Here is a 24,289-nt window from a genome sequence, read left to right as displayed (position 1 = left end):
TGCCAGCAAGGCCCGTCATTGCCTGTAGGCGATATCCTACAAACCGGCGGCTTGACGAAGGACCTGGGCGCGGTCGGTCTTCTCCCAGGGGAAGGCCGTGAAGGTCTCGGTTTGTTTCTCGCCCTGGGTGTCGGTCCAGGTATAGGAGTGCTCGAAGGGCTCACGGCCGAAGTGGCCATAGGCCGCGGTCAGTTGATACATCGGATGCAGCAGGTCGAGCATGCGGGTGATGGCGTTGGGCCGCAGGTCGAAGTGTTCGCGCACCAGCGCGATGATGCGCGCGTCGTCCACTCGGCCGGTACCGAAGGTGTTGACGGAGACCGAGGTAGGCTCGGCCACGCCGATGGCGTAGGAGACCTGGATCTCGCACTTGTCGGCCAGGCCGGCGGCAACTAGGTTCTTGGCCACGTAGCGGCCGGCATAGGCGGCGCTGCGATCGACCTTGGAGGGATCCTTGCCGGAGAAGGCGCCGCCACCATGGCGAGCCGTGCCACCGTATGTATCGACGATGATCTTGCGCCCGGTCAGGCCGCAGTCGCCCACCGGGCCGCCGATCACGAACTTGCCGGTGGGATTGATGTGGTACTTGGTGGTTGCGGTGAGCCACTCGGCGGGTATCACCTGCTCGATGATCTCGCTGCGGACCACCCTGCGCAGCTCCTCCTGGTCGATCTCCGGATCGTGCTGGGTGGAGAAGACGAGGGCATCCACGGCGCAGGGCTTGCCGTGTTCATCATAGCGGAAGGTGATCTGGCTCTTGGCGTCGGGGCGCAGCCAGGGCAGCAGGCCGTGCTTGCGCAGCTCGGCCTGGCGCTCCACCAGCCGGTGCGCGTAGTGGATCGGCGCCGGCATGTAGGAGTCGGTCTCGTTGGTGGCGTAGCCGAACATCAGGCCCTGGTCGCCGGCGCCCTGGTCCTCGGGCTTGCTGCGATCGACACCCTGGGCGATATCCACGCTCTGCTTGCCGATCAAGTTGAGGACGCCACAGGTCTCGCCATCGAAGCCGACGTCCGAGGAGGTGTAGCCGATCCCCGTGATCACCTCGCGTACCAGCGCCTCGAGATCGACCCAGGCCGAGGTGGTGATCTCGCCGGCGACAATGGCCACGCCGGTCTTGACCAGGGTCTCGCAGGCGACGCGCGCCTGCTTGTCACGGGCGATGATGGCGTCGAGCACCGCATCGGATATCTGGTCGGCAATCTTGTCCGGATGCCCTTCGGACACGGACTCGGAGGTGAACAGAGAGTATTCGCTCATGGCGTCCTCGGCCCTCTTTATATCAGCAATAGGCAGTCGCGAAGTCTACACGCTGCGGCTCCCCCGGGCATCCACGATTTGATGCAGGGCGGCAAGTCGGCCACAATAGCCGCCCGAATTCGACCACGCCGCCCGTCCCGCGGCGTCATCCAGCCAGAAGTCACGTCCGGCCATGTCTCCCTTGGTCCGTCCGTGTCGTTGCCTACTTTCCGCCGCAGGCGAGGAGCACACCATGCCGTCCCGTTTCGAACTGGCCAATGCCATACGCGCCCTGTCCATGGATGCCGTCCAGAAGGCCAACTCCGGCCACCCCGGCGCGCCCATGGGCATGGCCGATATCGCCGAGGTGCTGTGGAACGACTACCTCGTCCACAACCCGGCCGACCCGCACTGGCCCGATCGCGACCGCTTCGTGCTCTCCAACGGCCACGGCTCCATGCTGCTCTACTCGCTGCTGCACCTCACCGGTTACGAGCTCAGCCTCGAGGAGTTGCAGAACTTCCGCCAGCTGCATTCGAAGACCGCCGGCCACCCCGAGTTCGGCTATGCGCCGGGCATCGAGACCACCACCGGCCCGCTGGGCCAGGGCCTGGCCAACGCCGTGGGCATGGCCCTGGCCGAACGCACCCTGGCGGCCCAGTTCAATCGCCCCGGCCACACCATCGTCGACCACCATACCTATTGTTTCGTCGGCGACGGCTGCCTGATGGAAGGCATCTCTCATGAGGTCGGTTCGCTGGCCGGTACCCAGCAGCTCGGCAAGTTGATCACCTTCTACGACGACAACGGCATCTCCATCGACGGTGAGGTCGAGGGCTGGTTCACCGACGATACCGCCAAGCGCTTCGAAGCCTATGGCTGGCACGTGGTGCCCAACGTCGACGGCCACCAGCCCGAAGAGGTCAAGGCAGCCATCGAGCTGGCCCATCAGCAGGAAGACCGCCCCAGCCTGATCATCTGCAAGACCATCATCGGCTTCGGCGCCCCCAACAAGCAGGGCAAGGAGGAGTGCCACGGCGCTGCGCTCGGCGAGGACGAGGTCGCCGCCGCGCGTCGCCAGCTCGACTGGCCGCATGCCCCCTTCCATGTGCCCGAGGACATCTACCAGGGCTGGGACGCCGCCGAGACCGGTCAGGCCCGCCAGGACGCCTGGCAGGAGCGCTTCGCACGCTATGCCGAGGCCTTTCCGGAGCTGGCTCGGGAATTCCAGCGCCGTATCAAGGGTGACCTGCCGACCAGCATCACCAGCGAGGCGATGGTCGAGGCCGCCCAGGCCAGGGGTGACAGCGTGGCCAGCCGCAAGGCCTCCCTGGCCTGCCTCGACGAGCTCGGCCCCCAGATGCCCGAACTGCTCGGCGGCAGTGCCGATCTGGCCCCTTCCAACCTGACCTTCTGGAAGGGCGCCCAGGCGATCACTCCCGACGAGCCGGGGGGCAACTATCTGCACTACGGCGTGCGCGAGTTCGGCATGGGCGCCATCATGAATGGCATTGTGCTACACGGCGGCTTCGTGCCTTACGGTGCGACCTTCCTGATCTTCATGGAGTACATGCGCAACAGCGTGCGCATGGCATCGCTGATGGGCAAGCAGGTTATCTACGTCTTCACCCACGACTCCATCGGCCTGGGCGAGGACGGCCCCACCCACCAGCCCATCGAGCAGTTGACTACCCTGCGCTCCACGCCCAACCTCGCCACCTGGCGCCCCTGCGACAGCGTAGAAACCTCCGTCGCCTGGGACGCCGCCATAAAGCGCCGCTCCGGCCCGACTGCACTGGTTTTCTCCCGCCAGGGCCTGCCGCACCAGGCGCGCAGCAATCAACAGTTGGCCGACATCCAGCGCGGTGGTTACGTTTTAAAGAACGGCAAAGGCACCCCGGAGCTGATCCTGATTGCCACCGGCTCCGAGGTCGGCCTGGCCATGGACGCTGCGGCCCGGCTCGAGGAACAGGGGCGCTCAGTGCGCGTGGTCTCCATGCCCTCCACCGACCTCTTCGACCGTCAGGACGCCGAGTACCGCGAGCAGGTGCTGCCCTCTGCGGTGACTGCACGCCTGGCCGTCGAGGCCGGTCATCCCGACGTCTGGTACAAGTACGTAGGGTTGAACGGCGCCATCATCGGCATGACCACCTTCGGCGAATCCGCCCCGGCTGGCGACCTGTTCAAGCACTTCGGCTTCACGGTAGACAACGTGGTCGCCGAGGCAACTGCCCTGATGGACTGAGCCCATCGGCCAGTATTTCATCCCGAACGCAAGCGGGCCCGGCAGATGCCGGGCCCGCTTGCGTTGGTGACCACGATCATTTCAGGCGAGGGTCACCTCAGGTGACAGATAGACGTCCTGGATGACATTGAGCAGTTCGATACCCTCGGCCGTGGGCTTCTGGAAGGCCTTGCGACCCGAGATCAGCCCCATGCCACCGGCACGCTTGTTGATCACCGCGGTACGCACCGCCTCGGCGAGGTCGGAGGCGCCCTTCGAGCCGCCGCCGGAGTTGATCAACCCGGCGCGACCCAAGTAGCAGTTGGCCACCTGGTAGCGTGCCAGATCGATGGGGTGGTCCGAAGTCAACTCGTCGTAGACCTTGGCATGGGTATGACCGAAGCCGATATCACGGTAGCCGCCGTTGGTCTCGGGCAGCTTCTGTTTGACGATGTCGGCCTTGAGGGTCGCCGCCAGGTGGTTGGCCTGACCGGTGAGGTCGGCGGCCACGTGGTAATCGGTGCCGTCCTGCTTGAAGTCGGGGTTGCGCAGGTAAGCCCAGAGCACCGTGACCATGCCCAACTCGTGGGCGCGCTCGAAGGCCTCGCTGACCTCCATGATCTGGCGACGGCTCTCGTGGGAGCCGAAGTAGATGGTCGCCCCCACCGCCACGCAGCCCATCTCGAAGGCCTGCTCGACCTGGGCGAACAGTGTCTGGTCGTAGATCGCCGGGTAGCTCAGCGTCTCGTTGTGGTTGAGCTTGAGGATCATGGGGATCCGGTGGGCATAGCGGCGCGCCACGGAGGCCAGACCGCCAAGGGTCGAGGCCACGGCGTTGCAGCCGCCCTCGATGGCCAGTTCGACGATATTGGCGGGATCGAAATAGCGCGGGTTGGGCGCAAACGAGGCCCCCGCCGAGTGCTCGATGCCCTGATCCACCGGAAGGATGCTGAGATAGCCGGTGCCGGCCAGTCGGCCGTGGTCGAACAGCGCCTGCATGTTACGCAGCACGTTTGGGCGACGGTCGCTCTGGGCCATCACCCGGTCGACGAAATCCGCTCCGGGCGGGTGGATCGTCTCCACGGGCACGCCGCGGCAGACGTGTCCCAGCAGGGTGTCGGCCTCGCTGCCCAGCAGTTTGGTGATATCGCTCATGTCGCTCCTCTCCTTGGCACCGATGAATACACTCTTCCCAGCGTAGGGGAAAACCGTACCGAGAGGAGGACGCACATGCAATGCAAGCGCCTGCCCGGTGCGGGCAGGCGCTTGTGGGTCAGCGTCCGCTCAGGCCGCCTTGACCTCGATGCGCCGCCGGCGGTGGGTCTCCTTGCGGGGCAGCACCAGCTCCACCACGCCCTTGTCGATGCGCGCCTGAATGGCCTCGGCATCGATCTCGTGACTGAGGGTAAAGCGCCGCGCATAGCGCTGGGCACGAACCTCGGCGTAGATCGCGGCCAGCCCATCGGGCATATCGAGTCGCACCTCACCTTCCAGGCTCAGCACGTTGTTGTCTACCTCGATATGCAGCGATTCGCGGGTGACGCCGGGCATGTCGGCAATAAGATGCAAGGCGCTGCCGTCCTCGAAGATATCCACCGGCGGCAGCAGGGTCTCCATCTCCCGCTCGCGGTTGTCCGGCGCCTGGGGAGCATCGTGTCGGGTCACATCGTTCATGTCACTCACCTCCTCGGAAGTACTCGAACACACGACCTGTCTCATGCTGCCTGGATCTCGATGCGCCGCGGCTTGAGCTCCTCACGCTTGGGCAGCACCACCTCGCACACCCCGTCACGGAAGCGTGCCTCGGCCCGCTCGACATCCAGGCCATCCGGCAGCGCCAGCGTACGGCTGAACTCGCCACGGAAGCGCTCGCGACGGAAGTCGGTACGCGCTGCCTCGGGCGGGGCCGCGACCTCACGAGTGCCCGACACGGTGAGCACGTTATCCTGGAGGCTCACTTCCAGGTCCTCGGCCGACAGGCCGGCGGCGAACACATAGACCCGCACCGCATCGTCGGTGCGCCCCACATTGATCATCGGGAAGCTGCCGTGGGGCACCGAGCGGATATCCGCAGCACCGGCCTCGGGCAGCATCTCGTCCATCAGTTGCCGGAACCAGTCCAGACCCTGGGTCCGGCCAGTATCGAAACGCCTGAGATCTCCGAACATCACGAACACCTCCTACGCTGATTGATCTCATGAGATGGCCGGGAGATCGCCATGCGCGGCTGACATCGCCCCGGTAATCTGCACAATAGGAGCGCTTCGACGTTTTTCAAGGGGTCTGCATGCCCCGCCACCCCGCTCACGAAAGTTCTTCCAACAAGGACACCCCCATGCCGGCATTGCGCGGCTTTCTCTGGCTGCTGGGCTTCCTGCTGATCGGCGAGATCCTGGTGACGCTTACCGGGCTGCCGGTCTCCGCCGGCGTGGTCGGCATGCTGCTGCTGACGGCCTGGCTGCTGCTCCACGGCGGGGGCTTCGGCGACATAGCCAGCGCCGCCCAGCCGTTGATTGCCATGCTGGCGATGCTGATCATGCCGGGCGTAGTGGGCGTCTACTTCCTCATCGACGAACTTGCCGGCCAATGGGCAGCGATCCTCGCGGCGCTGGTCGGCGGCACCCTGCTCAGCGTGCTGACCACCCTGTGGCTGATGCGCCGACTGATGGATGAAACGCACCACGACCCGGCGGATCCCGGCCATGAATGAGCTGCTCGACCACCTGCTGGCCACCCCTATCCTGGCCATCGCCCTGACCCTGACCGCCAATGTCGCCGGCATTCGGCTGCTCAAGGCCGTTGGCACTCCCGCCTGGTGCCCACCGGTCCTGGTGGCCTCGCTGCTGCTGGCCGGCGTACTGGCCCTGCTCTCCATCGATTACGCGGACTATCGCCGGGGAGCGGCCTGGCTGATGCTACTGCTGGGCCCCGCCACGGTGGCGCTGGGGTTGCCACTGCACGAGCAGATGCCGCAGATCCGAGCGCTGTGGCGACCGCTGATGGCCTGTCTGCCGCTCGCGGCGCTGCTGGCCGCCGCCTATGCAGTGGGCATCGCCTGGCTGCTCGGCGCCCCGCCGGAGATCCTCGCCTCCCTGGCGCCCAAGTCGGTCACGGCCCCCATCGCCATCGGCATCACCGAGCAGATCGGCGGTTCGGTTTCCCTGATGATGGGCGGACTGCTGATCACCGGTGTGGCGGCGATCGGCTTCGTCGGCCTGGGCGCACGCCTGCTGGGCATCCACGATGAGCGCATCATCGGTTTCGCCCTGGGCCTCAACGGCCATGCCCTGGGCACGGTGCGCGCCTTCGAGATTGGCCCCGTCGCCGGCGCCTTCGCCTCGCTGGGCATGAGCCTGACCGGCATCGTCAGCGCCCTGCTGCTGCCGCTCGCCTGGAGACTGGTAGGGGCGTAGAGCAGACGCTCGGGACGCAGATGCGCTAGAATTGCCGCCCTGCGTTTCTTGAGCTCGGAGTCCCTGTTATCCCCATGGCCCTTCGCATCGCCATCAACGGCTACGGCCGCATCGGCCAGTGCGTGCTGCGCGCCCTCGTCGAGGCAGAGGCGTCACGCCAGCTCGCTCCCGGTGAGCCGCCCCTGGAGATCGTGGCGATCAACGAGCTCTCTGATCTCGCCACCATCGCCTACCTGACCCGCTACGACACCACCCACGGCCGCTTTCCCGGTAGCGTGGAGGTGGCGAGCGATCGGCTGATCGTCAATGGCCGAACCATCCGGGTACTCTGCGAACCCGACCCGGAGAAGCTGCCCTGGGCCGAGCTCGGCATCGACCTGGTGCTGGAGTGCTCCGGCAGCTTTCGCGACCGCGCCACCGCCGAGCAGCATCTCGCCTCCGGCGCCGGGCGACTGCTGTTCTCGCAGCCCGCGGAGAGCGACGTCGATGCTACCATCGTCAGCGGCATCAACGACCATACCCTGGCCTCGCACCACCGCATCATCTCCGCCGCCTCCTGCACCACCAACTGCCTGGTGCCGGTGCTCACCGTGCTCGACGAGGCGCTCGAGATCGAGCATGGCGTGACCACCACCATCCATTCGGCGATGAACGACCAGCCGGTGATCGACGCCTACCATCAGACCGACCTGCGACTGACCCGCTCGGCGATGCACTCCATCGTACCGGTGGACACCAGCCTGGCCCGCGGCATCAACCGCCTGATGCCCCACCTGGCCGGGCGCTTCGAGTGCCTGCACGTGCGGGTACCGACCATCAACGTCTCGACCATGGACCTGTCGATCTGCGTGCGGCGGGACACCACGGCAGAAGACGTCAACGCCCTGCTGGCCGAGGCAAGTCGTGGTCGACTCTCGGGACGGCTCGGCTACACCGAGGAGCCGGTGGCCTCGGTCGACTTCAACCACGATCCGCGCTCGGGTATCGTGGACGCCACCCAGACCCGGGTGGCCGGTGGCCGCCTGGTCAAGCTGCTGTGCTGGTTCGACAACGAGTGGGGATTCGCCAACCGCATGCTCGATGTCGCCCAGCATCTGGCCACCCTGCCCCCGGCACCATCCGACATTCCCGACAGATGACGTCCTTTCGGCTTCTCCAGACGAGGAACCTGCTTCCATGAACGTGCGCAAGATAACCGACCTCGACCTCGACGGCCAGCGGGTGCTGATCCGTGAGGACCTGAACGTGCCCATCAAGCACGGCAAGGTGACCAGCGACGCTCGGCTGCGGGCCAGCGTGCCAACCATCCAAGCCGCTCTGGCGGCCGGTGCCCGGGTGATGCTGATGAGCCATCTGGGGCGTCCCACCGAAGGCGAGCCGGCCGAAGAGTTCTCGCTGGCGCCGGTAGCCGAGCGCCTCGGAGATCTGCTGGGTCGCCCGGTACGACTCGTCCGAGACTACCTCGACGGCGCGGTCGATGTCGCCGACGGCGAGGTGGTGCTGCTGGAGAACGTGCGCTTCAATCGCGGCGAGAAGAAGGATGACGAGGCGCTCTCGCAGCGGTATGCAGCACTCTGCGACGTCTTCGTGATGGATGCCTTCGGCACCGCCCACCGCGCCCAGGCCTCCACCCATGGCGTGGCGCGCTTCGCCGCCACCGCCTGCGCCGGCCCGCTTCTTGCCGCCGAGCTCGACGCCCTGGAGAAGGCACTCGCCACCCCGGCACGCCCCATGGTCGCGATCGTCGGCGGCTCCAAGGTCTCCACCAAGCTCGAGGTGCTCAACGCCCTCTCAGAGAAGTGCGACCAGCTGATCGTCGGCGGCGGCATCGCCAACACCTTCATTGCCGCGGCCGGTTACAACGTCGGCAAGTCATTGTACGAGTGTGAGCTGATCGATCAGGCCAAGGCGCTGATGGAGAGGGTCGAGATCCCGCTGCCCTCTGATGTGGTGGTGGCCACCGAGTTTTCTGAGTCCGCCGAGGCCGTGGTCAAGCCGGTCGACCAGGTGAAGGACGACGAGATGATCCTCGACATCGGCCCGGAGACCGCCGGCCGACTGGGCGGCCTGCTCAAGGATGCCGGCACCATCCTTTGGAACGGTCCGGTGGGCGTGTTCGAGATCGATCAGTTCGGCAAGGGCACCGAGGCGCTCTCGCTGGCCATCGCCGAGAGCAACGGCTTTTCCATCGCTGGCGGCGGCGACACCCTGGCCGCCATCGACAAGTACGACATCGAGGAGAGTGTCTCCTACATCTCCACCGGCGGCGGCGCCTTCCTCGAGTACGTGGAAGGCAAGACCCTGCCGGCGGTGAAGGCACTGGAAGACGCCGCCGCCCGCTGAGGCACTCGCATCCTCGATATCCACTGTATCGGCGTGGCCGTTGCGGCCGCGCCGTCAAGACTTACTCATACACAACAGGTGAATCCATGGCTCTGATCAGCATGCGCCAGCTGCTGGACCACGCCGCCGAACATGGCTACGGCGTGCCGGCCTTCAACGTCAACAACCTCGAGCAGATGCGCGCCATCATGGAGGCCGCCGACGAGACCGACTCGCCGGTGATCGTCCAGGCCTCCGCCGGCGCCCGCAAGTACGCCGGCGCCCCCTTCCTGCGCCACCTGATCCTGGCCGCCGTGGAGGAGTTCCCCCACATCCCCGTAGTGATGCACCAGGACCACGGCACCAGCCCCGCCGTCTGCCAGCGCTCCATCCAGCTGGGCTTCTCCTCAGTGATGATGGACGGCTCCCTGGGCGAGGACGGCAAGACCCCCATGGACTACGACTACAACGTCGACGTCACCCGCCGCACCGTGGAGATGGCCCATGCCTGCGGCGTCTCGGTGGAGGGCGAGCTGGGCTGCCTGGGCAGCCTGGAGACCGGCATGGCCGGCGAGGAGGACGGTATCGGTGCCGAGGGCAAGCTGGATCACGACCAGCTGCTCACCGACCCGGAAGAGGCCGCCGACTTCGTCAAGGCGACCGGGGTGGACGCCCTGGCCATCGCCATCGGTACCAGCCATGGCGCCTACAAGTTCACCCGTCCGCCCACCGGCGACACCCTCTCCATCCAGCGTATCAAGGAGATCCACGCGCGCATCCCCGATACCCACCTGGTGATGCACGGCTCCTCTTCGGTGCCCCAGGAGTGGCTGGCGGTGATCAACGAGTTCGGCGGCAGGATTCCCGAGACCTACGGCGTGCCGGTCGAGGAGATCGTCGAGGGCATCAAGCACGGCGTACGCAAGGTCAATATCGACACCGACCTGCGACTGGCCTCCACCGGCGCGGTGCGTCGCTTCCTGGCCGAGCACCCTGACGAGTTCGACCCGCGCAAGTTCCTCAAGGCCACCGTTGCGGCCATGAAGGAGATCTGCAAGGCACGTTACGAGGCCTTCGGTACCGCCGGCAACGCCTCGAAGATCACGCCGATCAACCTGGAAGAGATGTACCTGCGCTACGAGCGCGGCGAGCTCGATCCCAAGGTACGCTGATTCCGGGTACGCCATGAGGAGCGCATGATGCTCGACCTGTCGCTCGGCCTGGCCCTGCTGCTGTTCGGCGGCTGCACCCTGGTGATCGGCGTTGTGGGGACACGTCTGACCGGCATCGTCGATGACCTCGCCGACCGTACCGGCCTGGGTGAGGCGATTGCCGGCGCCCTGCTGCTGGGCATGGCCACCTCCCTGGCGGGACTGGTGGTGTCGATCTCGGCGGCGCTCGCCGATCGTCCCACCCTGGCGATGAGCAACGCCCTGGGCGGCATCGCCGTGCAGACGCTGTTCCTGACCATCGCCGACATCACCCACCGGCGTGCCAACCTGGAACACGCCGCCGCCTCCCTGGGCAACATGCTTCAGGGCGGCTTGCTGCTGTGCCTGCTGTCGCTGGTGCTGGTGGGACGCTTCGCCCCGGAGTGGACCCTGTGGCAGGTGCACCCCGTGACGCCGCTGCTGGTGATCGTCTACCTGTTCGGCCTGCGCCTCGTGGATCGTAGCCGCGACAACCCCATGTGGAGCCCCGCCCAGACCCGGGAAACCCAGCCCGACGTGCCCGACGATCAATCCATGAAGCGCTCGGCGGCTCGGCTCTGGCTCTCTTTTCTGGCCCTGGCGGCAATGCTCGGCGTGAGCGGCTGGCTGCTGGAGCGCTCTGCCGCAGTGATCGCCTTAGAGACCGGCCTCGGGCAGTCGGTGGTGGGGGCGCTGATGACGGCAGTGGTGACCTCGCTGCCGGAGCTGGTCACCTCGATAGCCGCGGTACGCCGTGGCGCCCTGACCCTGGCCGTGGCCGGCATCATTGGCGGCAACGCCTTCGACACCCTCTTCGTCGCGGCCTCGGACATCGCCTATCGAGGCGGCTCAATCTACCACGCCATTCCCGACCAGGTGTCGCTGTGGGTCGCCTTGTCGCTACTGATGACGGCTATCCTGCTGGTGGGCATGCTCCACCGCCAACGCCAGGGGCCAGCGCACATCGGCTTCGAGAGCGTCGGCATCATCGCCTGCTACCTTGCCGGAGTGCTCGCCCTTTTACTGGCACCCTGAGGCCAACATCACGCCATCATCTTCGAGATCGTTGCGCTTACGCGGCCAATAAGGTCATGACGGGGGCCGATGACCGCTCGGCTTATGATCGATCGTTGCGACGACGCCTTAGCTTCTCATCGAGCCAGGCGAAGACGTACCCGCGAGGCTCATCGATCCCCGTTACGACATAGCGCAGCGTATAGGGATTATGCAGTGTCGCCTGCAGCATCGGCTCTACCCGATGCACACTGCAGAAAAGCAGCTCGTCACCGACCTCCAGCGGAAAATCCTTACCCGGCAACATGATAGATTTGCCCACCCGGCGAACGGCGAGCGCTTCACACGGGAGCCCTTCCGGAAGCGAACGGGCGTCGCGGCACAGCGCACCCAACACCACCGCTCCTCCAGCATCCAGATAATCGGTCACCGCCGGCGCTTCGTGTGGGACCAGCCTGACCGACCACAGATGCGGGGGTTCCTCACCCACGGCCGCCTGCAGACGAGCCACCAAGGCTTCTGTTCGGCCCGGTTCGCGTTGCGCGAGCCACTCGATCAGTTCCTGGATAAGAGGCGAGATCAGCAATTTCAGGATGCGGCGCGCCGTCGTCAGGCTGTGCTGGAGGACCAGGTCGGCCCGAGCGGCATCGAACGCGACCTGGTTTTCGTGACTGTTCTGGCGCACGATGCGGAACGCATCCGGGTTGAGCTCGGTAACCGACAACAGCGTACTGAGATTGTCGGAATCACGATTCGTGGCGGCGACGACACCGGCTGCATCGTCGATTCCCGCGTTTACCAGGGCCGAATGATCGGCGTGCGCCTTGACCTTGACCGTACCTTCTCCGGCCATTTCGGGGTCCACTTCCGGATCGATGATCCGTAAGCCGACGCCATGGGCCTGAAGGCAGCGTTCGATCCAATGTCCCATCCGTCCGTACCCGCACAGAATCCAGTCGCCTCGCGGCACGTTTACCGGCACCCCGAGTTCGACGCCATGTGTGCCCACCAACCACGCATTGAGGTTGTGCAGCTCGGGGCGTGCGATTGCCCAGTAGACGAGTTGGGCGAAGATCTCGAACGGATCGACGACCGTCACATTGTCCAGCGCCCGCAGATTGGCCTCGTGGCGCGCCGAGGTCGACCGGCAGATGACCTTGAGCCGCGGGTTCAAGTGCCGTGCCATCACCGCGATTTTGAGATTGACGTCGTCATCGTTGGTCAGCGCCACGACTGCGCGGCAGGCATCATGATCCACGCCTGCGGCGAGCAGATGTTTCGGCGCGCTGGCGTCCGCATGGAGTCCCGGCATCGCCACCGTGTAATCGCGCACGCCCAGTGCCTTGATGCGTTCGGGGTCGAAATCGAGTATCACCGCACGCATTTGGTGGTCGCTCAGGCCACGGGCAAGCAGGCTGCCGGTATCGCCGAAACCGCAGAGGATGATGAAAGGTTCCACGTTGCCCTCGACCTTGCGGGCGAACCGGAACCTGTCCATGGCCTGAATGAAATGCGGGTGCTGGAACAGGCTGATAAGGGACCCGACCGCGTAGAACCACGCAAAAACACCGGTATAGAGGCAGAAGATCGTCCACAGGCGCTGCTCGTCGCTGAAGCCGTTCGGCAGTTCACCGAAACCGGTCGTGGTGGCCGTGTAGGTGAAGAAATAGAAGGCGTGGAAGAGATTCATGTACGTCGTCTGACCATCGACGACCTGGCCGGGCATCAGGGCCATGCCCATGATGCCGATCGAATAGACGGCCAGCAGGGCGAACAGCGGCCGGCGCATGTAGCGCAGGACGATCATCGCCACACGGTCGAGATCGGAAGTCTGCGTCACGCGTTCAATCCTCCCTCTGCCTGTCCCGGATCGAGACTGCCATGCTGAACCAACCTGGGCACCTTGCTAACGCCGCGAGAGCAGCGTATCGCCGACCAGGATCATCGTCGCGATGATATTCGCGACCAGCGCGCCCGTTGCGATCGAGACGATATCAGCCATTCCTGCAGGCCCCGGCCCGCCCCCGCCAGCGGGCTCCGCGACGATCCAGACGACGCGCGCCGTGATCAGCAGGAGGCCGGCAACCAGACCTGACGCCAACAGCAACGCCCCGGTCTGGGAGCGATCTCCCAATTTCAGGCCGATCGCGACCAGGTTGACGATGATGGCGAGGGTGAGAACCCAGACATTGTGGTGTGCGGCCGTCTCGAGGCCGCCCGCGACGAAGGCGACATTGAGGCTAAGGGTGAGGATGATGAAAAAACCGAATACGACACGTTCGAAATTCATGGGCCTGCTCCTGGCCGAGGCGCGCCGTCAGTATAGGCATGGGCCTGCAGTGACCGCGAACGCCACCACCATGACGGACTCGGTAACGACCGGTCTCCCGATATTGAAGAACAGTGTTCACAAAACAGTGAAACTGAGCTTTAATATTGGGCAGGAAGATCCGACATCTGTAACAATGAGCTTATAACGTTTTGATTCCTCGTGAGGCCCGGTGATGGCACGCCCCCTCTGCCTGCTCTTCGATTGTGACGGCACCCTGGTCGACAGCGAGCCGCTGCTCGCCGACGAGATGTCGTCCAGCCTGACCGACGCCGGCCTGCCCTTCCAGGCCAGCGACTACATGGGGGAGTTTCGCGGGGCCCGCTTTCGCCATATCGTTGCCGAGCTGGAGCGCCGCCACGGCAGCGTGGATCCCGAGCAGCTCGACCCCCTCGAGTGTCGCATGCGGTCCAACCTCAACCGTCGCCTGGCCACCGAGCTCATTCCCATCGATGGCGCCACCGAGGCGCTGGCCGCCCTCGCCGGCCATCCCATGGGGGTGGTCTCCAATGGCCCCGAGAACAAGATCCGCACCTCGCTCGAGGCCACCGGGCTCGGCGAGGTGTTCGGTAATCGCCTGTTCAGCGCCTACACGGCCAACTGCTGGAAGCCCGACCCCTGCCTGTTCCGCCATGCCGCCAGCCTGATGGGCTTCACACCCGAGGAGTGCGTGGTTATCGACGATGCCCTGGTGGGCGTCAGGGGCGCCCTGGCCGCCGGCATGACGGTGATTCACCTCAACCGCTTCCCTGACGTAGAAGAGACACCGGAGGGGGCCATCATGATCAGCAACATGTTCCAGCTACCCACGGTGATCCGCCATCTGGAGCGCAGTCGCGCCCTGGCCACCCACGCCTGATATCCACCGCCCCTTCAGCCCACTGACTGTGGATAGCGACTGCAGATGCAGACCGCCCACGGCAGGGCTATCATTGCTCGGAAAATCTCGAATACGAGGAGGCCGACATGGCATCCCTGAAGGACCAGCTCGGCGGCCTGGTCTACTCCACCGACCATGGCGACACCTGCCCGGACTGCCGCCATCCCCTGGCCGAGTGCAACTGTGCCCAGCAGGCCGAACAGGCCCGCCTGGCCGAGTTGGACGGCATCGTGCGCATTCGCCGCGAGACCAGCGGCCGCAAGGGCAAGGGCGTGACCACCATCGAGGGCGTCCCGCTCTCCGCAACCGAGCTCAAGGCCCTGGCCAAGGCGCTGAAGAAGCGCTGCGGCACCGGCGGGGCGGTGAAGGAAGGCGTTGTCGAGATCCAGGGCGACCACCGTGAGCTGCTCAAGGACGAGCTCGAGAAGCGAGGCTACCGCGTCAAGCTGGCCGGCGGATGAGTTCCGACGGCGAGCCGCCCTCCAGCATCCCGCACAGGGATTCCAGGGATTCGGCTGGACCCTGTACCTTCAGTGCATAGAGCTCATCGGCCCGGGTGCGGCCGAGGTTGAGACAGGCAATGGGCTGGCCCTGGCGCGCCGCCTCCCGGGCGAAGCGGAAGCCAGAGAAGACCATCAACGAGGAGCCCACCACCAGCAGCGCATCGCTTTCGGCCAGCAGGGCGAAGGCGTCCTCCACGGTGGTACGCGGCACGCTATCGCCGAAGAACACCACGTCGGGCTTCCAAATGCCATCGCCGCAGCGCGTGCAATCGGTCACCTGGAACCCCGAGAAGTCAGCCTCGAGGTCCGCGTCGCCGTCCGGGCCCGCCCGTGCGCCAGCTTCCAGCCAGTGCGGGTTACGGGCGGCCAGCTCGGCATGCAGGTCATGGCGCATGCGCCGGGCACCGCAGCCCATGCAGCGCACCATGTCGGCACGGCCATGCAGGTCGATCACCCGCCGTGAGCCGGCCCGCTGATGCAGGCCATCGACGTTCTGGGTGATCACCCCGCTGACATGGCCCAGCGCCTCGAGCCGCGCCAGGGCCGTATGAGCCGCATTGGGCCTGGCATCCTGCAGGGCGCGAAAGCCTACCAGGGCCCGAGCCCAATAGCGCTGTCGCGCCGCGTGACTGGCCATGAACACCTGGTGCTGCATGGGCGGTGGGCGCTTCCAGTCGCCGCGGTCGTCACGGTAGTCGGGAATGCCACTGGCGGTGCTGATGCCCGCGCCGGTGAGCACGACCGAGCGCGGATGCCGCTCGAAGAAGGCGGCGAGCGCCTCGAGATTTCCGGAAGTATCACTTAGAACCTGCTCCACACTCGCTCTCCTCACCCCTCACGCCGAAAGAGCATGGCCCCACGAGGGGCAGGTTGTCTAGAATGAGCACTCTCCCTCAGGGCAAGGAATCCCGATGGCCTGGCTGGAATACCTGCTCCCGCTGATCTTCCTGTTCCCGCTGGCGGCCACTGCGGTGATCGTGATGGCGCTGCGCAACCTGCACGATGCCCGAGTGCGCTCGCCCTTCGACGCCCACCCGCTGCGCGAACCCGGACAGGCCCTGCGCGACCGCCTCGACCGCGCCTTCGCCGGCCTCTTCCTCGACGGCGCCCTGGGGCCCATCGTCACCCTGGCGCCGCTGGTCTACGGCATGGGTCGCATGCTCTTTTCCAGCGAGCAGGACTGGATCGAGTGGGCGCTCTACGGGGCGCTCTGCACTTTGCTGGCGCTGGTGTTCTGCTTCCTGCTGATCCGTGATTTCCAGCGCATTCGTCGGCTCAAGTTGGGCCTGGCCTGCGAACTCGCCGTGGGCCAGGAGCTCGAGCGCCTGATCCGTCCCGAGGCGCACCCTTATTTCGTTTTCCACGACGTACCCGGCGATGGCTATACCATCGATCACGTGGCGGTCACTCCTCACGGTATCTTCGTGGTCGAGACCCGCGGCCGCACCCCCGCCATCACGCCCGGCGGCCGCGAGGTCAACCTGGTTGCCGTGGAGCCGGATCGCTTGCGCTTCCCGGGCTGGAGCGAGCACCGGCCGCTGCGCAAGACCCGCCAGGCCACACGCTGGCTGAACGCTTGGCTCGAACGCCAGGTCGGCAGTCCGTTGCCGGTCAAGGGTGTGCTGGCCTTGCCCGGCTGGGAGATCGACATCACCCAGGCACCGGACGACCTGCTGGTGGTCGGTGGCAACGATCTGGCAAGCCGGCTCACCGCGACCCGGCTAGGCGGGATCGACGCTGCTACCCACGACACCGTCATCAAGGCGCTGAGCCATCGCGTCAGCCTGCTGGACCTGCCGCCTCTGGCGGCCCCCTCGGTCTGATCAGTCGAAGGTGGCGATCCGCACTCGAGTCGCACAATGGCCACGATCCTGGCGCACCAGGCTCTCGGCTGCCGGGAAGTCCGCCAGGCGTTCTGCGTCGATGCCGATGCGCACCTCGGTGAGCAGACGATTGCCGCGCCCGCCACACTCCAGCCGCAGCGCCCGGCCGGCCTTCTCACCAAAGGCCACCTCGAAGGCGTCGATCAGCGCGTTACGCTCCACTTCCCCGCCCTGATTGAGGGTCACGAAGGCACCGAAGGCACTCTCGTTAACCACCTCAACCAGGGCGACCGATGCCGCGAAGTATCCCACCTCGGGCAACGCCAGGCAGGCGGCGTGCTTGGCATACTGGTAGCGCCCCAGGCAACTGGCGCGGCCCGGCATGGCGGTATCCAACGCATCGTCCAGTGTCTCCGGCAGGTCGAGGGTCGGATGGGCGCGGCAGAAGCTGCCGTCGGGCCGGGGTGTCTCGAGGAAGCAGCCCTCACGCCACCAGCGGCGCCGATCGACCCCACGCTCGGCGAAACGCATGGGCAGCGAGGGCCACAGGCCGTGGAGCACGAAGCCCCGGTCGGCTAGCTCGTACAAGGACGATTCACGACACTCCCGCGGCGGGCGCGAGCGACTCTCGCAGAAGCCGGGGTGCCAAGTCAGCGCCAGGGTGTAGTGGTCGAAGCCCTCCCCCTTGAGGCGTTCGAGGGGATCCGCGGCCAAGGAGGAGAAGGCCGCCAGCAACAGCCCGAGCAGCATCCCCTGCCAACCAGCAGTCGTGGCACGCCATTTCGTCATTTCAGTCCCCCCGCAGCCGGCCGCCCATTTCCTGGGCCAGGTCCACGGCGTAGTGATCGGTCATGCCGCCGATGAAGTCGAGCATGCGACGGTAGCTATCGTAGAGGCTCCAGGAGGGCCGCGGGGTATTCTCGCCGACCAGTACCAGTACCCGCTGATGCTTGAAGGTGGAGCGACCGGTATGGTGAAGCTCGTGGGCCGCGCCGATAAAGGCCTCAAGCAGGATGCCCAAGGTGGTATGGGCACCGATCTCCAGCTTGGCCTTGCGCTCGTTCTGGAAGATGCGCTCACGGGCCAACTGCTTGGCCGCCTTCACCCCCCAGCCCAGGTCTGGATGGCAGAGCTCCAGCAGGTCATCCTTGAGGCGCCCACCCAGCAATTCGGCCTCGTGCTGCACAAAGACCGCGCCCACGTCGTTCACCGCTCGTTCCATGGCCGCGCCGCGCAGGGCGGCGATGCGCCGCCGCTGGGAAACTCCATCGCGCTGCATGGAGGCATAGTCGGCAGGCTCCCCACCGGCAATCTGGATCAGGATCTCGGTGACCTCTTCAAAGCGCAGGATGCCCATCTCGAGGCCATCCTCCAGGTCGAGCAGCGCATAGCAGATATCGTCGGCGGCCTCTACCAGCCAGGCCAGCGGGTGGCGGCACCAGCGCCCTTCGCCGCGGGGCAGCAGGCCCAGCCGCTCGGCCACCTCGACCAGCAACTTGCGCTCGCTCTGGTAGCAGCCGAACTTCCCCGCCGCGCCGCCGTGCTCCACGGTCCAGGGGTACTTGAGCAGGGTACCCAGGGTTGCCGTGGTAAGGCGCATGCCGCCGCGGAACTGGTTGTATTCCACCTGGGTGACGATGCGAAAGCCCTGGGCGTTGCCCTCGTAGGTCAGCAGGTCCTGGCGCTCGGGCGCCGAGAGCCCTTCCAACAGACCGTTGCTGTCGACTGCGGCGCGGGCGAACCAGTCACGGATGGCGTACTCGCCGGCATGGCCGAAGGGCGGGTTGCCGATATCGTGACCCAGGCAGGCGGCCTGGACGATGACGCCCAGGTCCGCCGGCGTAATCCACTCGGGCAGGCGACCGCTGAGCCGCTCACCGACGATCATGCCCAGCGAGCGCCCCACACAGCCTACCTCCAGGGAGTGGGTCAGCCGGGTGTGGATATGGTCGTTGTCAGTCAACGGGTGGACCTGGGTCTTGCGCCCCAGGCGCCGGAAGGAGCCGGCGAAGACGATGCGATCGTGATCCTTGTGGAAGGGGCTGCGGCCGATCTCGTCACGACCTCCGCCGGGTCGCTCGTCGCGCCGGTCGTGCAGGCGGCCCGGGTCGAGCAACCGCTCCCAGCTCATCTGCGTCATGGGCATTCTCTCCTTGGATCGCCCATTCTGGCAGCCGCCGCCGCCGCCGCCCAGTCCTGACGACCTATGGCAGGTGGCTCCGAAGCATCCAGGAGTAGACGAGGCCAGCGACGATCAGGTTGCTTGCGCCGGCTCGGTTGCTCTCGACGTTTGCGAAGGCCACGGAGCCCACCCCCGCCCGGCATATCGATCACCTCGGGCTGTGCAGGGTAGCTCAGATCACTCCCCGCGAGGCCAGGTCATCCACTTCGCTCTCGGTCAGCCCCAGCTCTTCGAGTAGCTGGTTAGTGTGCTCGCCGAGACGTGGCACCGAATGGTAGAGCATCGCCGGCGCCTCGCGCATCTTGACGGGAAAACCGGTCACTGGAACCCGACCGGAATCCTGCTCTAGCTCCAGGCGCATCTCCTGAGCCTGCACCTGAGGGTCGGCGAAGGTCTCGCGCAGGTCCTGCACCCTCCCGCACGGCACCCCGGCGCGATTGAGGTGCTCGATCCATTCATCTACCCCGCGTGTTTCGGTCACCCCGTTGAGGATCTCGCGCAGGGCATTGCGGTTGGCCATTCTCCGTGCATTGTCGGCGAAGCGCTCGTCCTCGAGCAGGTGCAGATTGTCCAGGGCACCGAGAAAGCGCTCCACCATGGCGTCATTGCTGGGGGCGATGGCCACTTCACCGTCGCTGGCCTTGAACAGCCCATAGGGGTAGAGCATGGGGTGGTCGTTGCCGGTGCGCGCCGGCACGCGCTCGGTGGCGAAGAACTCGGCGGCCAGGTAGCCCATCATGGCGATCAACCCGTTGGTCAGCGCCGTCTCGACGATGTCGCCCTGGCCGGTGGCAGCACGACGCACCAGGGCCGCGCAGATGCCGAAGGCCAGGTTCTGGCTGGCTACCATATCGCTGATGGGCGGTGCCGCCCGCATGGGCTCACCGTCGGCCGGGCCATTCACGCCCATGAAGCCGCTCATGGCCTGGGCGATGAAGTCGTAGGCGGGACGGTCGCGATAGGGGCCAGTGGAGCCGAAGCCGTTGATGCGCCCCACTACCAGACGCGGAAAGCGCTCGCGCAGGGTATCGTCATCCAGCCCCATCTTGCCCAGCACCCCTGGTCGGAAGTTCTCCACCAGGACATCGGCCTCCTCCAGCAGGCGATGCAGGATCCGCTTGCCGTCCTCGCTGCGCAGGTCGAGGGTGAGCGAACGCTTGTTGCGATTGAACTGGGCGAAGTACCAGCTCTCGCCATTGACCATATTGCCCTGGCTGCGTACCACGTCGCCCTTTCCCGGCGGCTCGATCTTGATCACGTCGGCGCCATGATCGCCGAGGATCTGGGTGCAGAAGGGTCCGGAGATGACGCGGGTCAGGTCAATGACGCGAATGCCGGCCAGTGAACCCGATGTCTGGGAGTCGAAGGTTGCCATGGATATCACCCCAGCGCCGTGTCCACGTCACCGAAGTGGAGATGCGACGGCGGAATTTCTGGAGTAGCGGGCATGAGGAAACCTGTGAATGAAAGATTGCTTATACAATGGTGACGCTACGGCAGTCACAGCGCGATCAACAATCCGCCTTTCGTCCTAGCCCCGCAAGACTCACTCCCCCTCCGCCAATGCCGGCAGCAGCATCTTGAGTTTGCGCGTCAATGTGTTGCGCCCCCAGCCCAACAGCTCGGCGGCCTCACCCTTGCGTCCCCCGGTGTGCTTGAGCGCTGTCTCGATCAGGATGCGCTCGAAGTCCGGTACTGCCTCTTCGAGCAGGTGGGTGTGGCCAGCGGCCAGCGCCCGGTCGGCCCAGTCGCGGAAGGCGGTGCGCCAGTCACCGTTATTGCCCACAGTGGCGCCGGGGTCACGCAGCTCCTGCGGCAGGTCCTCGACCAGCACCTCGCGGCCGGAGGCCATCACCGTCAGCCAGCGACAGGTGTTCTCCAACTGGCGGACATTGCCTGGCCAGGGCAGTCGGGTGAAGTGTGTCTCTGCCTCGGGGGTCAGCACCTTGACGTCGGTGGCGAGCTCCTTGGCCGCCTCGGCCAGGAAGTGGCGCGCCAGCCGCGGGATGTCCTCGCGTCGTTCGGCCAGCTTCGGCAGATGAACGCGAATGACATTGAGGCGGTGGAAGAGGTCCTCGCGGAAGCGCCCGTCTTCCACCAGGGTCTCCAGGTTCTGGTGGGTGGCGGCAATGATCCTGACGTCCACCTTCACGGAGGTATGGCCCCCCACCCGGTAGAACTCGCCGTCGGCGAGCACCCGCAGCAGGCGGGTCTGGGTCTCGGCGGGCATGTCCCCGATCTCGTCGAGGAACAGAGTGCCGTCATCGGCCTGCTCGAAGCGGCCCTGGCGCTGGGCGGTCGCACCGGTGAAGGCGCCCTTCTCGTGGCCGAACAGCTCCGACTCGATCAGGTCCTTGGGAATTGCCGCCATGTTCAGGGCGATGAACGGCTTGCCGGCCCGCGGGCTGTGCTGGTGCAGCGCCTGGGCGACGCGTTCCTTGCCGGTCCCCGACTCGCCGTTGATCAGCACGGTGATGTGCGAGTGCGACAGCCGGCCGATGGCGCGGAACACCTCCTGCATGGCCGGCGCCTCGCCGATGATCTCGGTATCGAGTCCCTCGGGCACGCTGACCGGTCGCTGGCGCTCACGGGCGTGAGCTACAGCACGGCGCACCAAGGCCAGTGCCTCGTCGACGTCGAAGGGCTTGGGCAGATACTCGAAGGCGCCACCCTGATAGGAGGCCACGGCACTGTCGAGGTCGGAATGGGCCGTCATCACGATCACCGGCAGTTCCGGATGAACCTCGCGTACCTTGGCCATCAAGTCCAGGCCGTCGATTCCTGGCATACGGATATCGGTGACCAGCACGTCCGGCGGCGCCTCGAGCAGGCGCTCCAAGGCTCCATCGGCCCGAGCGAGGGTCTCGACCTCGAGGTCGGGCTGGGCCAGGGCACGCTCCAGCACCCAGCGAATGGCGCGATCGTCGTCGACGACCACCACGCGTGCGACATCAGTCATGGCGCTTCTCCAGCGGAATCAGCAGTCGGAATTGGGTATGGCCGGGTTCGGACACGCACTCGATCAGCCCATGGTGCTGGTGCAGGATCGACTGCGCGATGGAGAGCCCCAGGCCACTGCCCTCGGCACGCCCGGAAACCATGGGGTAGAAGAGGGTCTCGCGCAGCGACGCAGGAATGCCCGGGCCGTTGTCGACAATCGCCACCTCACAGACCAGCCGGTGGCACTCGGCCCCCAGGGTGAACTGGCGGCGGGCCCGGGTGCACAGCGTGAGCCTCGGCGAGGCAATGCCAGCCTCGGTCATGGCCTCCACCGCATTGCGCGCCACGTTGAGCACGGCCTGGATCAGCTGCGATTCATCACCGGACAGGTCCGGCAAGCTGGGATCATAGTCGCGCTTGATCCAAACGCCCGGATGCTCGACGATCAGCAGAGCGCGGACCCGCTCCAGTACCTTGTGGATATTGAGTGGCTCGTGGCGTATCACCCGGTTGGGCCCCAACATGGAATCGACCAGATCACGCAGCCGGTCGACCTCTTCGATGATGATATGGGTGAACTCCTGCAGGCCGGGATCGTCGAGGTCACGCTCCAGTAGCTGGGCCGCGCCGCGGATACCGCCCAGTGGATTCTTGACCTCGTGGGCCAGGCCCCGTGCGAGTACCTTGATGGTCTCCTGGCGGGTCTGCAGCGCTTCTTCCCTGGAGATGCGCAGCAGCCGATCACGGGGCTCCACCTCCAGCAGCAGCTCGTCGGGTGAAAGCGGTGAGACGGTGTAGTCCACGGTCAGCATCTCGCCAGTGGCCAGGGTCAGGCGCGCCTCGCGTTGGGTGAAAGGGTGAAATTCGTCGCGAGCCTTGGCCAGCAGCTCGCCGATTTCCTTCCCACCGTCCACCAGGGATGGCAGAGGCAGCCCCTTGAGGCGACTCAGGCTGATCGCCAGCAGCGCCTCGGCGGCCGGATTCATCCAGCGCAGCCGCAGCTCGCCGTCGAGCAGCAGCACCGCCGTGGTGAGGTGTTCCATCAAGCGTTGGTACATGAAAAGGTCCTGCCCGGTCCGGTTGTGGCCTCCCTCGGGAGGCACTCTCAAGACGTGTCTTTCAAGACATGCTGCAAGAAGCGCGCCATCCTACGGGGCACGTCATGGCGCCTTATCGGGGCAGGGCCGCACCCGAATTGCGCACCATTTTAGTGCAGAATGGCGCGGACTGCCGATTGTCGTGCCGCGGGGATGCAATACGAGCAGGACGGTCAGCGCGACGCCGGGGGACGGAAGTCGCGGGAAGGATGGCGGTGGGGCGGGTATGTCGGTGCATTCCGACCGGCATCGGGATGATGCGGAGCCTCGCCGTCGCGCAGTCGCTCCAGATAGTTGAAGGCGCTGCCCTCGCTCACCCGGTCGGCATGATCGAAGGCATCGAAGCTGCCCTCGTCACGAGGCTGAGGCTCGCGACAGGGCCTGTGGCTACCGTCCGGACACAGCGGCCGATGTGGCCGGCGAGGGGGCAGCTAATTGTTGGACGGATTGTTGGGGTTCTGGGGCAGGTTGACGCTTGCCCGCTGCACGTAAAGGGTCACCGGGGACGTGCGATGTCGCACTGCCCCACTTGCATCCAGCAGCTCGGCCTGCAGCACGTGCTCCCCGCGATTCAGGTTGTTGAGCATGAAGGTATCGGTATGCATGGCAGTCTGGCTGATCCTGCCGTCCACCAGCAGACGCACACGATGATCCTCGCGCAGGTCCGGCTCGATGCCCAGGGTCACCCGGACGTTGCCGGCGGCCCCGGTGGGCAAGGTCTCCTCTTGATCCGGCGAGAGGAGGCTGAAGCTGTCATAAGGCATGAAGGGTTGCCCCGCACCGGCTGAGGTCCCGCCACTACTCCCGCTGTCGCCACCATTGATCACGGCCGGCGACTCCGCCTCGCGGACATCGCCCCGGCTGGGCACCACCGTGAGTGGATCGAGGTCGACTTCCTCGCCGCCGCGCTCGGGGTTGTCGGTAAACACCACGTTGCCCTGGGCGTCGGTGGTGCGGTAGATGGTCTGAGCCTGGGCCACGAGGCTGACCGAGAGCCCCAGCGCCAGGATCACGAGTACCTTGTTCATGCCTACCCCCTGCGTGGTTGCCGCCGCCTGACGGCAACGGCCATGATATTGCATCATCGCTTCTTGGATAGTGTACGAAAGGAAGGGGTTCCGCCATGGCGGAACCCC

Annotated in this window: 23 protein-coding genes; 10 read left to right on the top strand and 13 right to left on the bottom strand. The window is 65.9% G+C overall.

Going from position 1 to position 24,289, the window contains the following annotated elements:
• Positions 1-36: 36 nt before the first annotated feature.
• A complete protein-coding gene (gene metK / locus BMY30_RS04850; protein WP_089711148.1) occupies positions 37-1,257 on the bottom strand; it encodes a methionine adenosyltransferase in 1,221 nt (406 codons plus the stop codon).
• Positions 1,258-1,489: 232 nt separating this feature from the next.
• Here metK and tkt point away from each other — a divergent pair, with 232 nt between their 5' ends.
• On the top strand, positions 1,490-3,481 hold the full coding sequence (gene tkt, locus BMY30_RS04845) for a transketolase (protein ID WP_089711146.1): 1,992 nt from the start codon (positions 1,490-1,492) through the stop codon (positions 3,479-3,481).
• Between the two features lie 81 nt (positions 3,482-3,562).
• Here the strand turns inward: tkt and BMY30_RS04840 are convergent, their stop codons facing one another.
• From BMY30_RS04840 to BMY30_RS04830, 3 genes are all read right to left on the bottom strand, one after another.
• The gene (locus BMY30_RS04840; RefSeq protein WP_089711144.1) at positions 3,563-4,615 is read right to left on the bottom strand and encodes a class I fructose-bisphosphate aldolase; all 1,053 of its coding nucleotides are present in this window, start codon (positions 4,613-4,615) and stop codon (positions 3,563-3,565) included.
• 129 nt (positions 4,616-4,744) lie between these two features.
• Entirely contained in the window at positions 4,745-5,134 is a 390-nt protein-coding gene (locus BMY30_RS04835) for an Hsp20/alpha crystallin family protein (protein WP_089711141.1), read from the bottom strand.
• A gap of 41 nt (positions 5,135-5,175) precedes the next feature.
• Positions 5,176-5,628: an Hsp20/alpha crystallin family protein gene (locus BMY30_RS04830; RefSeq protein ID WP_089711139.1), complete on the bottom strand. Its 453-nt coding sequence runs from the start codon at positions 5,626-5,628 to the stop codon at positions 5,176-5,178.
• 167 nt (positions 5,629-5,795) lie between these two features.
• On the opposite strand from BMY30_RS04830, the gene BMY30_RS04825 reads away from it, so the two are divergent.
• From BMY30_RS04825 to BMY30_RS04800, 6 genes are all read left to right on the top strand, one after another.
• Positions 5,796-6,170: a CidA/LrgA family protein gene (locus tag BMY30_RS04825; protein ID WP_089711137.1), complete on the top strand. Its 375-nt coding sequence runs from the start codon at positions 5,796-5,798 to the stop codon at positions 6,168-6,170.
• Complete coding sequence (locus BMY30_RS04820) at positions 6,163-6,873, top strand: LrgB family protein (RefSeq protein WP_089711134.1); 711 nt, start codon at positions 6,163-6,165, stop codon at positions 6,871-6,873. The genes BMY30_RS04825 and BMY30_RS04820 overlap by 8 nt, the downstream gene beginning before the upstream one ends.
• 74 nt (positions 6,874-6,947) lie before the next feature.
• Positions 6,948-8,012: a type I glyceraldehyde-3-phosphate dehydrogenase gene (locus tag BMY30_RS04815; protein ID WP_089711132.1), complete on the top strand. Its 1,065-nt coding sequence runs from the start codon at positions 6,948-6,950 to the stop codon at positions 8,010-8,012.
• A 37-nt stretch (positions 8,013-8,049) separates the two neighbouring features.
• Entirely contained in the window at positions 8,050-9,216 is a 1,167-nt protein-coding gene (locus BMY30_RS04810; RefSeq protein ID WP_089711131.1) for a phosphoglycerate kinase, read from the top strand.
• Between the two features lie 86 nt (positions 9,217-9,302).
• Positions 9,303-10,367, top strand: a complete 1,065-nt coding sequence (gene fba, locus BMY30_RS04805; RefSeq protein WP_089711129.1) for a class II fructose-bisphosphate aldolase — start codon at positions 9,303-9,305, stop codon at positions 10,365-10,367.
• 24 nt (positions 10,368-10,391) lie between these two features.
• Positions 10,392-11,420: a sodium:calcium antiporter gene (locus BMY30_RS04800; protein ID WP_089711127.1), complete on the top strand. Its 1,029-nt coding sequence runs from the start codon at positions 10,392-10,394 to the stop codon at positions 11,418-11,420.
• A gap of 82 nt (positions 11,421-11,502) precedes the next feature.
• Here the strand turns inward: BMY30_RS04800 and BMY30_RS04795 are convergent, their stop codons facing one another.
• Positions 11,503-13,239: a potassium channel family protein gene (locus tag BMY30_RS04795; RefSeq protein ID WP_089711125.1), complete on the bottom strand. Its 1,737-nt coding sequence runs from the start codon at positions 13,237-13,239 to the stop codon at positions 11,503-11,505.
• Positions 13,240-13,305: 66 nt separating this feature from the next.
• A complete protein-coding gene (locus tag BMY30_RS04790) occupies positions 13,306-13,689 on the bottom strand; it encodes a DUF6394 family protein (protein WP_089711123.1) in 384 nt (127 codons plus the stop codon).
• 214 nt (positions 13,690-13,903) lie between these two features.
• Here BMY30_RS04790 and BMY30_RS04785 point away from each other — a divergent pair, with 214 nt between their 5' ends.
• Together BMY30_RS04785 and BMY30_RS04780 are read left to right on the top strand one after the other, a co-directional pair.
• Positions 13,904-14,587 (top strand): HAD family hydrolase, encoded by a 684-nt coding sequence (locus tag BMY30_RS04785; protein WP_089711121.1) that lies wholly within the window; start codon positions 13,904-13,906, stop codon positions 14,585-14,587.
• 107 nt (positions 14,588-14,694) lie between these two features.
• Complete coding sequence (locus BMY30_RS04780; RefSeq protein WP_089711118.1) at positions 14,695-15,069, top strand: translation initiation factor Sui1; 375 nt, start codon at positions 14,695-14,697, stop codon at positions 15,067-15,069.
• On the opposite strand, the gene BMY30_RS04775 is transcribed toward BMY30_RS04780, so the two are convergent.
• On the bottom strand, positions 15,050-15,928 hold the full coding sequence (locus tag BMY30_RS04775) for an NAD-dependent protein deacetylase (RefSeq protein WP_089711117.1): 879 nt from the start codon (positions 15,926-15,928) through the stop codon (positions 15,050-15,052). The two genes, BMY30_RS04780 and BMY30_RS04775, sit on opposite strands and share 20 nt — an antisense overlap.
• A gap of 94 nt (positions 15,929-16,022) precedes the next feature.
• Between BMY30_RS04775 and BMY30_RS04770 the strand changes: the two genes are divergently transcribed.
• Positions 16,023-16,934 carry a nuclease-related domain-containing protein gene (locus BMY30_RS04770; protein ID WP_089711115.1) on the top strand — a complete coding sequence of 304 codons (912 nt, stop codon included), beginning with the start codon at positions 16,023-16,025 and terminating at the stop codon, positions 16,932-16,934.
• Here BMY30_RS04770 and BMY30_RS04765 read toward each other — a convergent pair whose 3' ends face one another.
• From BMY30_RS04765 to BMY30_RS04740, 6 genes are all read right to left on the bottom strand, one after another.
• Positions 16,935-17,723: a ribonuclease T2 family protein gene (locus tag BMY30_RS04765; protein WP_089711113.1), complete on the bottom strand. Its 789-nt coding sequence runs from the start codon at positions 17,721-17,723 to the stop codon at positions 16,935-16,937.
• 1 nt (position 17,724) lies between these two features.
• Positions 17,725-19,074: a deoxyguanosinetriphosphate triphosphohydrolase gene (locus BMY30_RS04760; protein ID WP_089711111.1), complete on the bottom strand. Its 1,350-nt coding sequence runs from the start codon at positions 19,072-19,074 to the stop codon at positions 17,725-17,727.
• Between the two features lie 214 nt (positions 19,075-19,288).
• Positions 19,289-20,491 (bottom strand): CaiB/BaiF CoA transferase family protein, encoded by a 1,203-nt coding sequence (locus tag BMY30_RS04755; RefSeq protein ID WP_089711109.1) that lies wholly within the window; start codon positions 20,489-20,491, stop codon positions 19,289-19,291.
• 171 nt (positions 20,492-20,662) lie between these two features.
• Positions 20,663-22,075 carry a nitrogen regulation protein NR(I) gene (glnG, locus tag BMY30_RS04750; RefSeq protein WP_089711106.1) on the bottom strand — a complete coding sequence of 471 codons (1,413 nt, stop codon included), beginning with the start codon at positions 22,073-22,075 and terminating at the stop codon, positions 20,663-20,665.
• A complete protein-coding gene (glnL, locus tag BMY30_RS04745; protein WP_089711104.1) occupies positions 22,068-23,114 on the bottom strand; it encodes a nitrogen regulation protein NR(II) in 1,047 nt (348 codons plus the stop codon). The genes glnG and glnL overlap by 8 nt, the downstream gene beginning before the upstream one ends.
• A gap of 470 nt (positions 23,115-23,584) precedes the next feature.
• Positions 23,585-24,181 carry a DUF4124 domain-containing protein gene (locus BMY30_RS04740; protein ID WP_089711103.1) on the bottom strand — a complete coding sequence of 199 codons (597 nt, stop codon included), beginning with the start codon at positions 24,179-24,181 and terminating at the stop codon, positions 23,585-23,587.
• Between the last annotated feature and the right edge of the window lie 108 nt (positions 24,182-24,289).

The sequence above is a fragment of the Halomonas daqiaonensis genome (genome assembly GCF_900109725.1).
Taxonomy (GTDB): Bacteria; Pseudomonadota; Gammaproteobacteria; order Pseudomonadales; family Halomonadaceae; genus Halomonas; species Halomonas daqiaonensis.
Note: the sequence above shows the minus strand (reverse complement) of the source record. Positions and strands in the feature narration are given on the sequence as shown.

Coding starts and splice junctions, on each gene's coding strand:
- BMY30_RS04740 (WP_089711103.1), bottom strand. CDS start 24,181: ATGAACAAGGTACTCGTGATCCTGGCGCTGGGGCTCTCGGTCAGCCTC.
- BMY30_RS04785 (WP_089711121.1), top strand. CDS start 13,904: ATGGCACGCCCCCTCTGCCTGCTCTTCGATTGTGACGGCACCCTGGTC.
- BMY30_RS04800 (WP_089711127.1), top strand. CDS start 10,392: ATGATGCTCGACCTGTCGCTCGGCCTGGCCCTGCTGCTGTTCGGCGGC.
- BMY30_RS04770 (WP_089711115.1), top strand. CDS start 16,023: ATGGCCTGGCTGGAATACCTGCTCCCGCTGATCTTCCTGTTCCCGCTG.
- BMY30_RS04840 (WP_089711144.1), bottom strand. CDS start 4,615: ATGAGCGATATCACCAAACTGCTGGGCAGCGAGGCCGACACCCTGCTG.
- BMY30_RS04755 (WP_089711109.1), bottom strand. CDS start 20,491: ATGGCAACCTTCGACTCCCAGACATCGGGTTCACTGGCCGGCATTCGC.
- BMY30_RS04820 (WP_089711134.1), top strand. CDS start 6,163: ATGAATGAGCTGCTCGACCACCTGCTGGCCACCCCTATCCTGGCCATC.
- metK (WP_089711148.1), bottom strand. CDS start 1,257: ATGAGCGAATACTCTCTGTTCACCTCCGAGTCCGTGTCCGAAGGGCAT.
- tkt (WP_089711146.1), top strand. CDS start 1,490: ATGCCGTCCCGTTTCGAACTGGCCAATGCCATACGCGCCCTGTCCATG.
- BMY30_RS04835 (WP_089711141.1), bottom strand. CDS start 5,134: ATGAACGATGTGACCCGACACGATGCTCCCCAGGCGCCGGACAACCGC.
- BMY30_RS04790 (WP_089711123.1), bottom strand. CDS start 13,689: ATGAATTTCGAACGTGTCGTATTCGGTTTTTTCATCATCCTCACCCTT.
- BMY30_RS04780 (WP_089711118.1), top strand. CDS start 14,695: ATGGCATCCCTGAAGGACCAGCTCGGCGGCCTGGTCTACTCCACCGAC.
- BMY30_RS04810 (WP_089711131.1), top strand. CDS start 8,050: ATGAACGTGCGCAAGATAACCGACCTCGACCTCGACGGCCAGCGGGTG.
- glnG (WP_089711106.1), bottom strand. CDS start 22,075: ATGACTGATGTCGCACGCGTGGTGGTCGTCGACGACGATCGCGCCATT.
- BMY30_RS04825 (WP_089711137.1), top strand. CDS start 5,796: ATGCCGGCATTGCGCGGCTTTCTCTGGCTGCTGGGCTTCCTGCTGATC.
- BMY30_RS04765 (WP_089711113.1), bottom strand. CDS start 17,723: ATGACGAAATGGCGTGCCACGACTGCTGGTTGGCAGGGGATGCTGCTC.
- BMY30_RS04760 (WP_089711111.1), bottom strand. CDS start 19,074: ATGACGCAGATGAGCTGGGAGCGGTTGCTCGACCCGGGCCGCCTGCAC.
- glnL (WP_089711104.1), bottom strand. CDS start 23,114: ATGTACCAACGCTTGATGGAACACCTCACCACGGCGGTGCTGCTGCTC.
- fba (WP_089711129.1), top strand. CDS start 9,303: ATGGCTCTGATCAGCATGCGCCAGCTGCTGGACCACGCCGCCGAACAT.
- BMY30_RS04815 (WP_089711132.1), top strand. CDS start 6,948: ATGGCCCTTCGCATCGCCATCAACGGCTACGGCCGCATCGGCCAGTGC.
- BMY30_RS04830 (WP_089711139.1), bottom strand. CDS start 5,628: ATGTTCGGAGATCTCAGGCGTTTCGATACTGGCCGGACCCAGGGTCTG.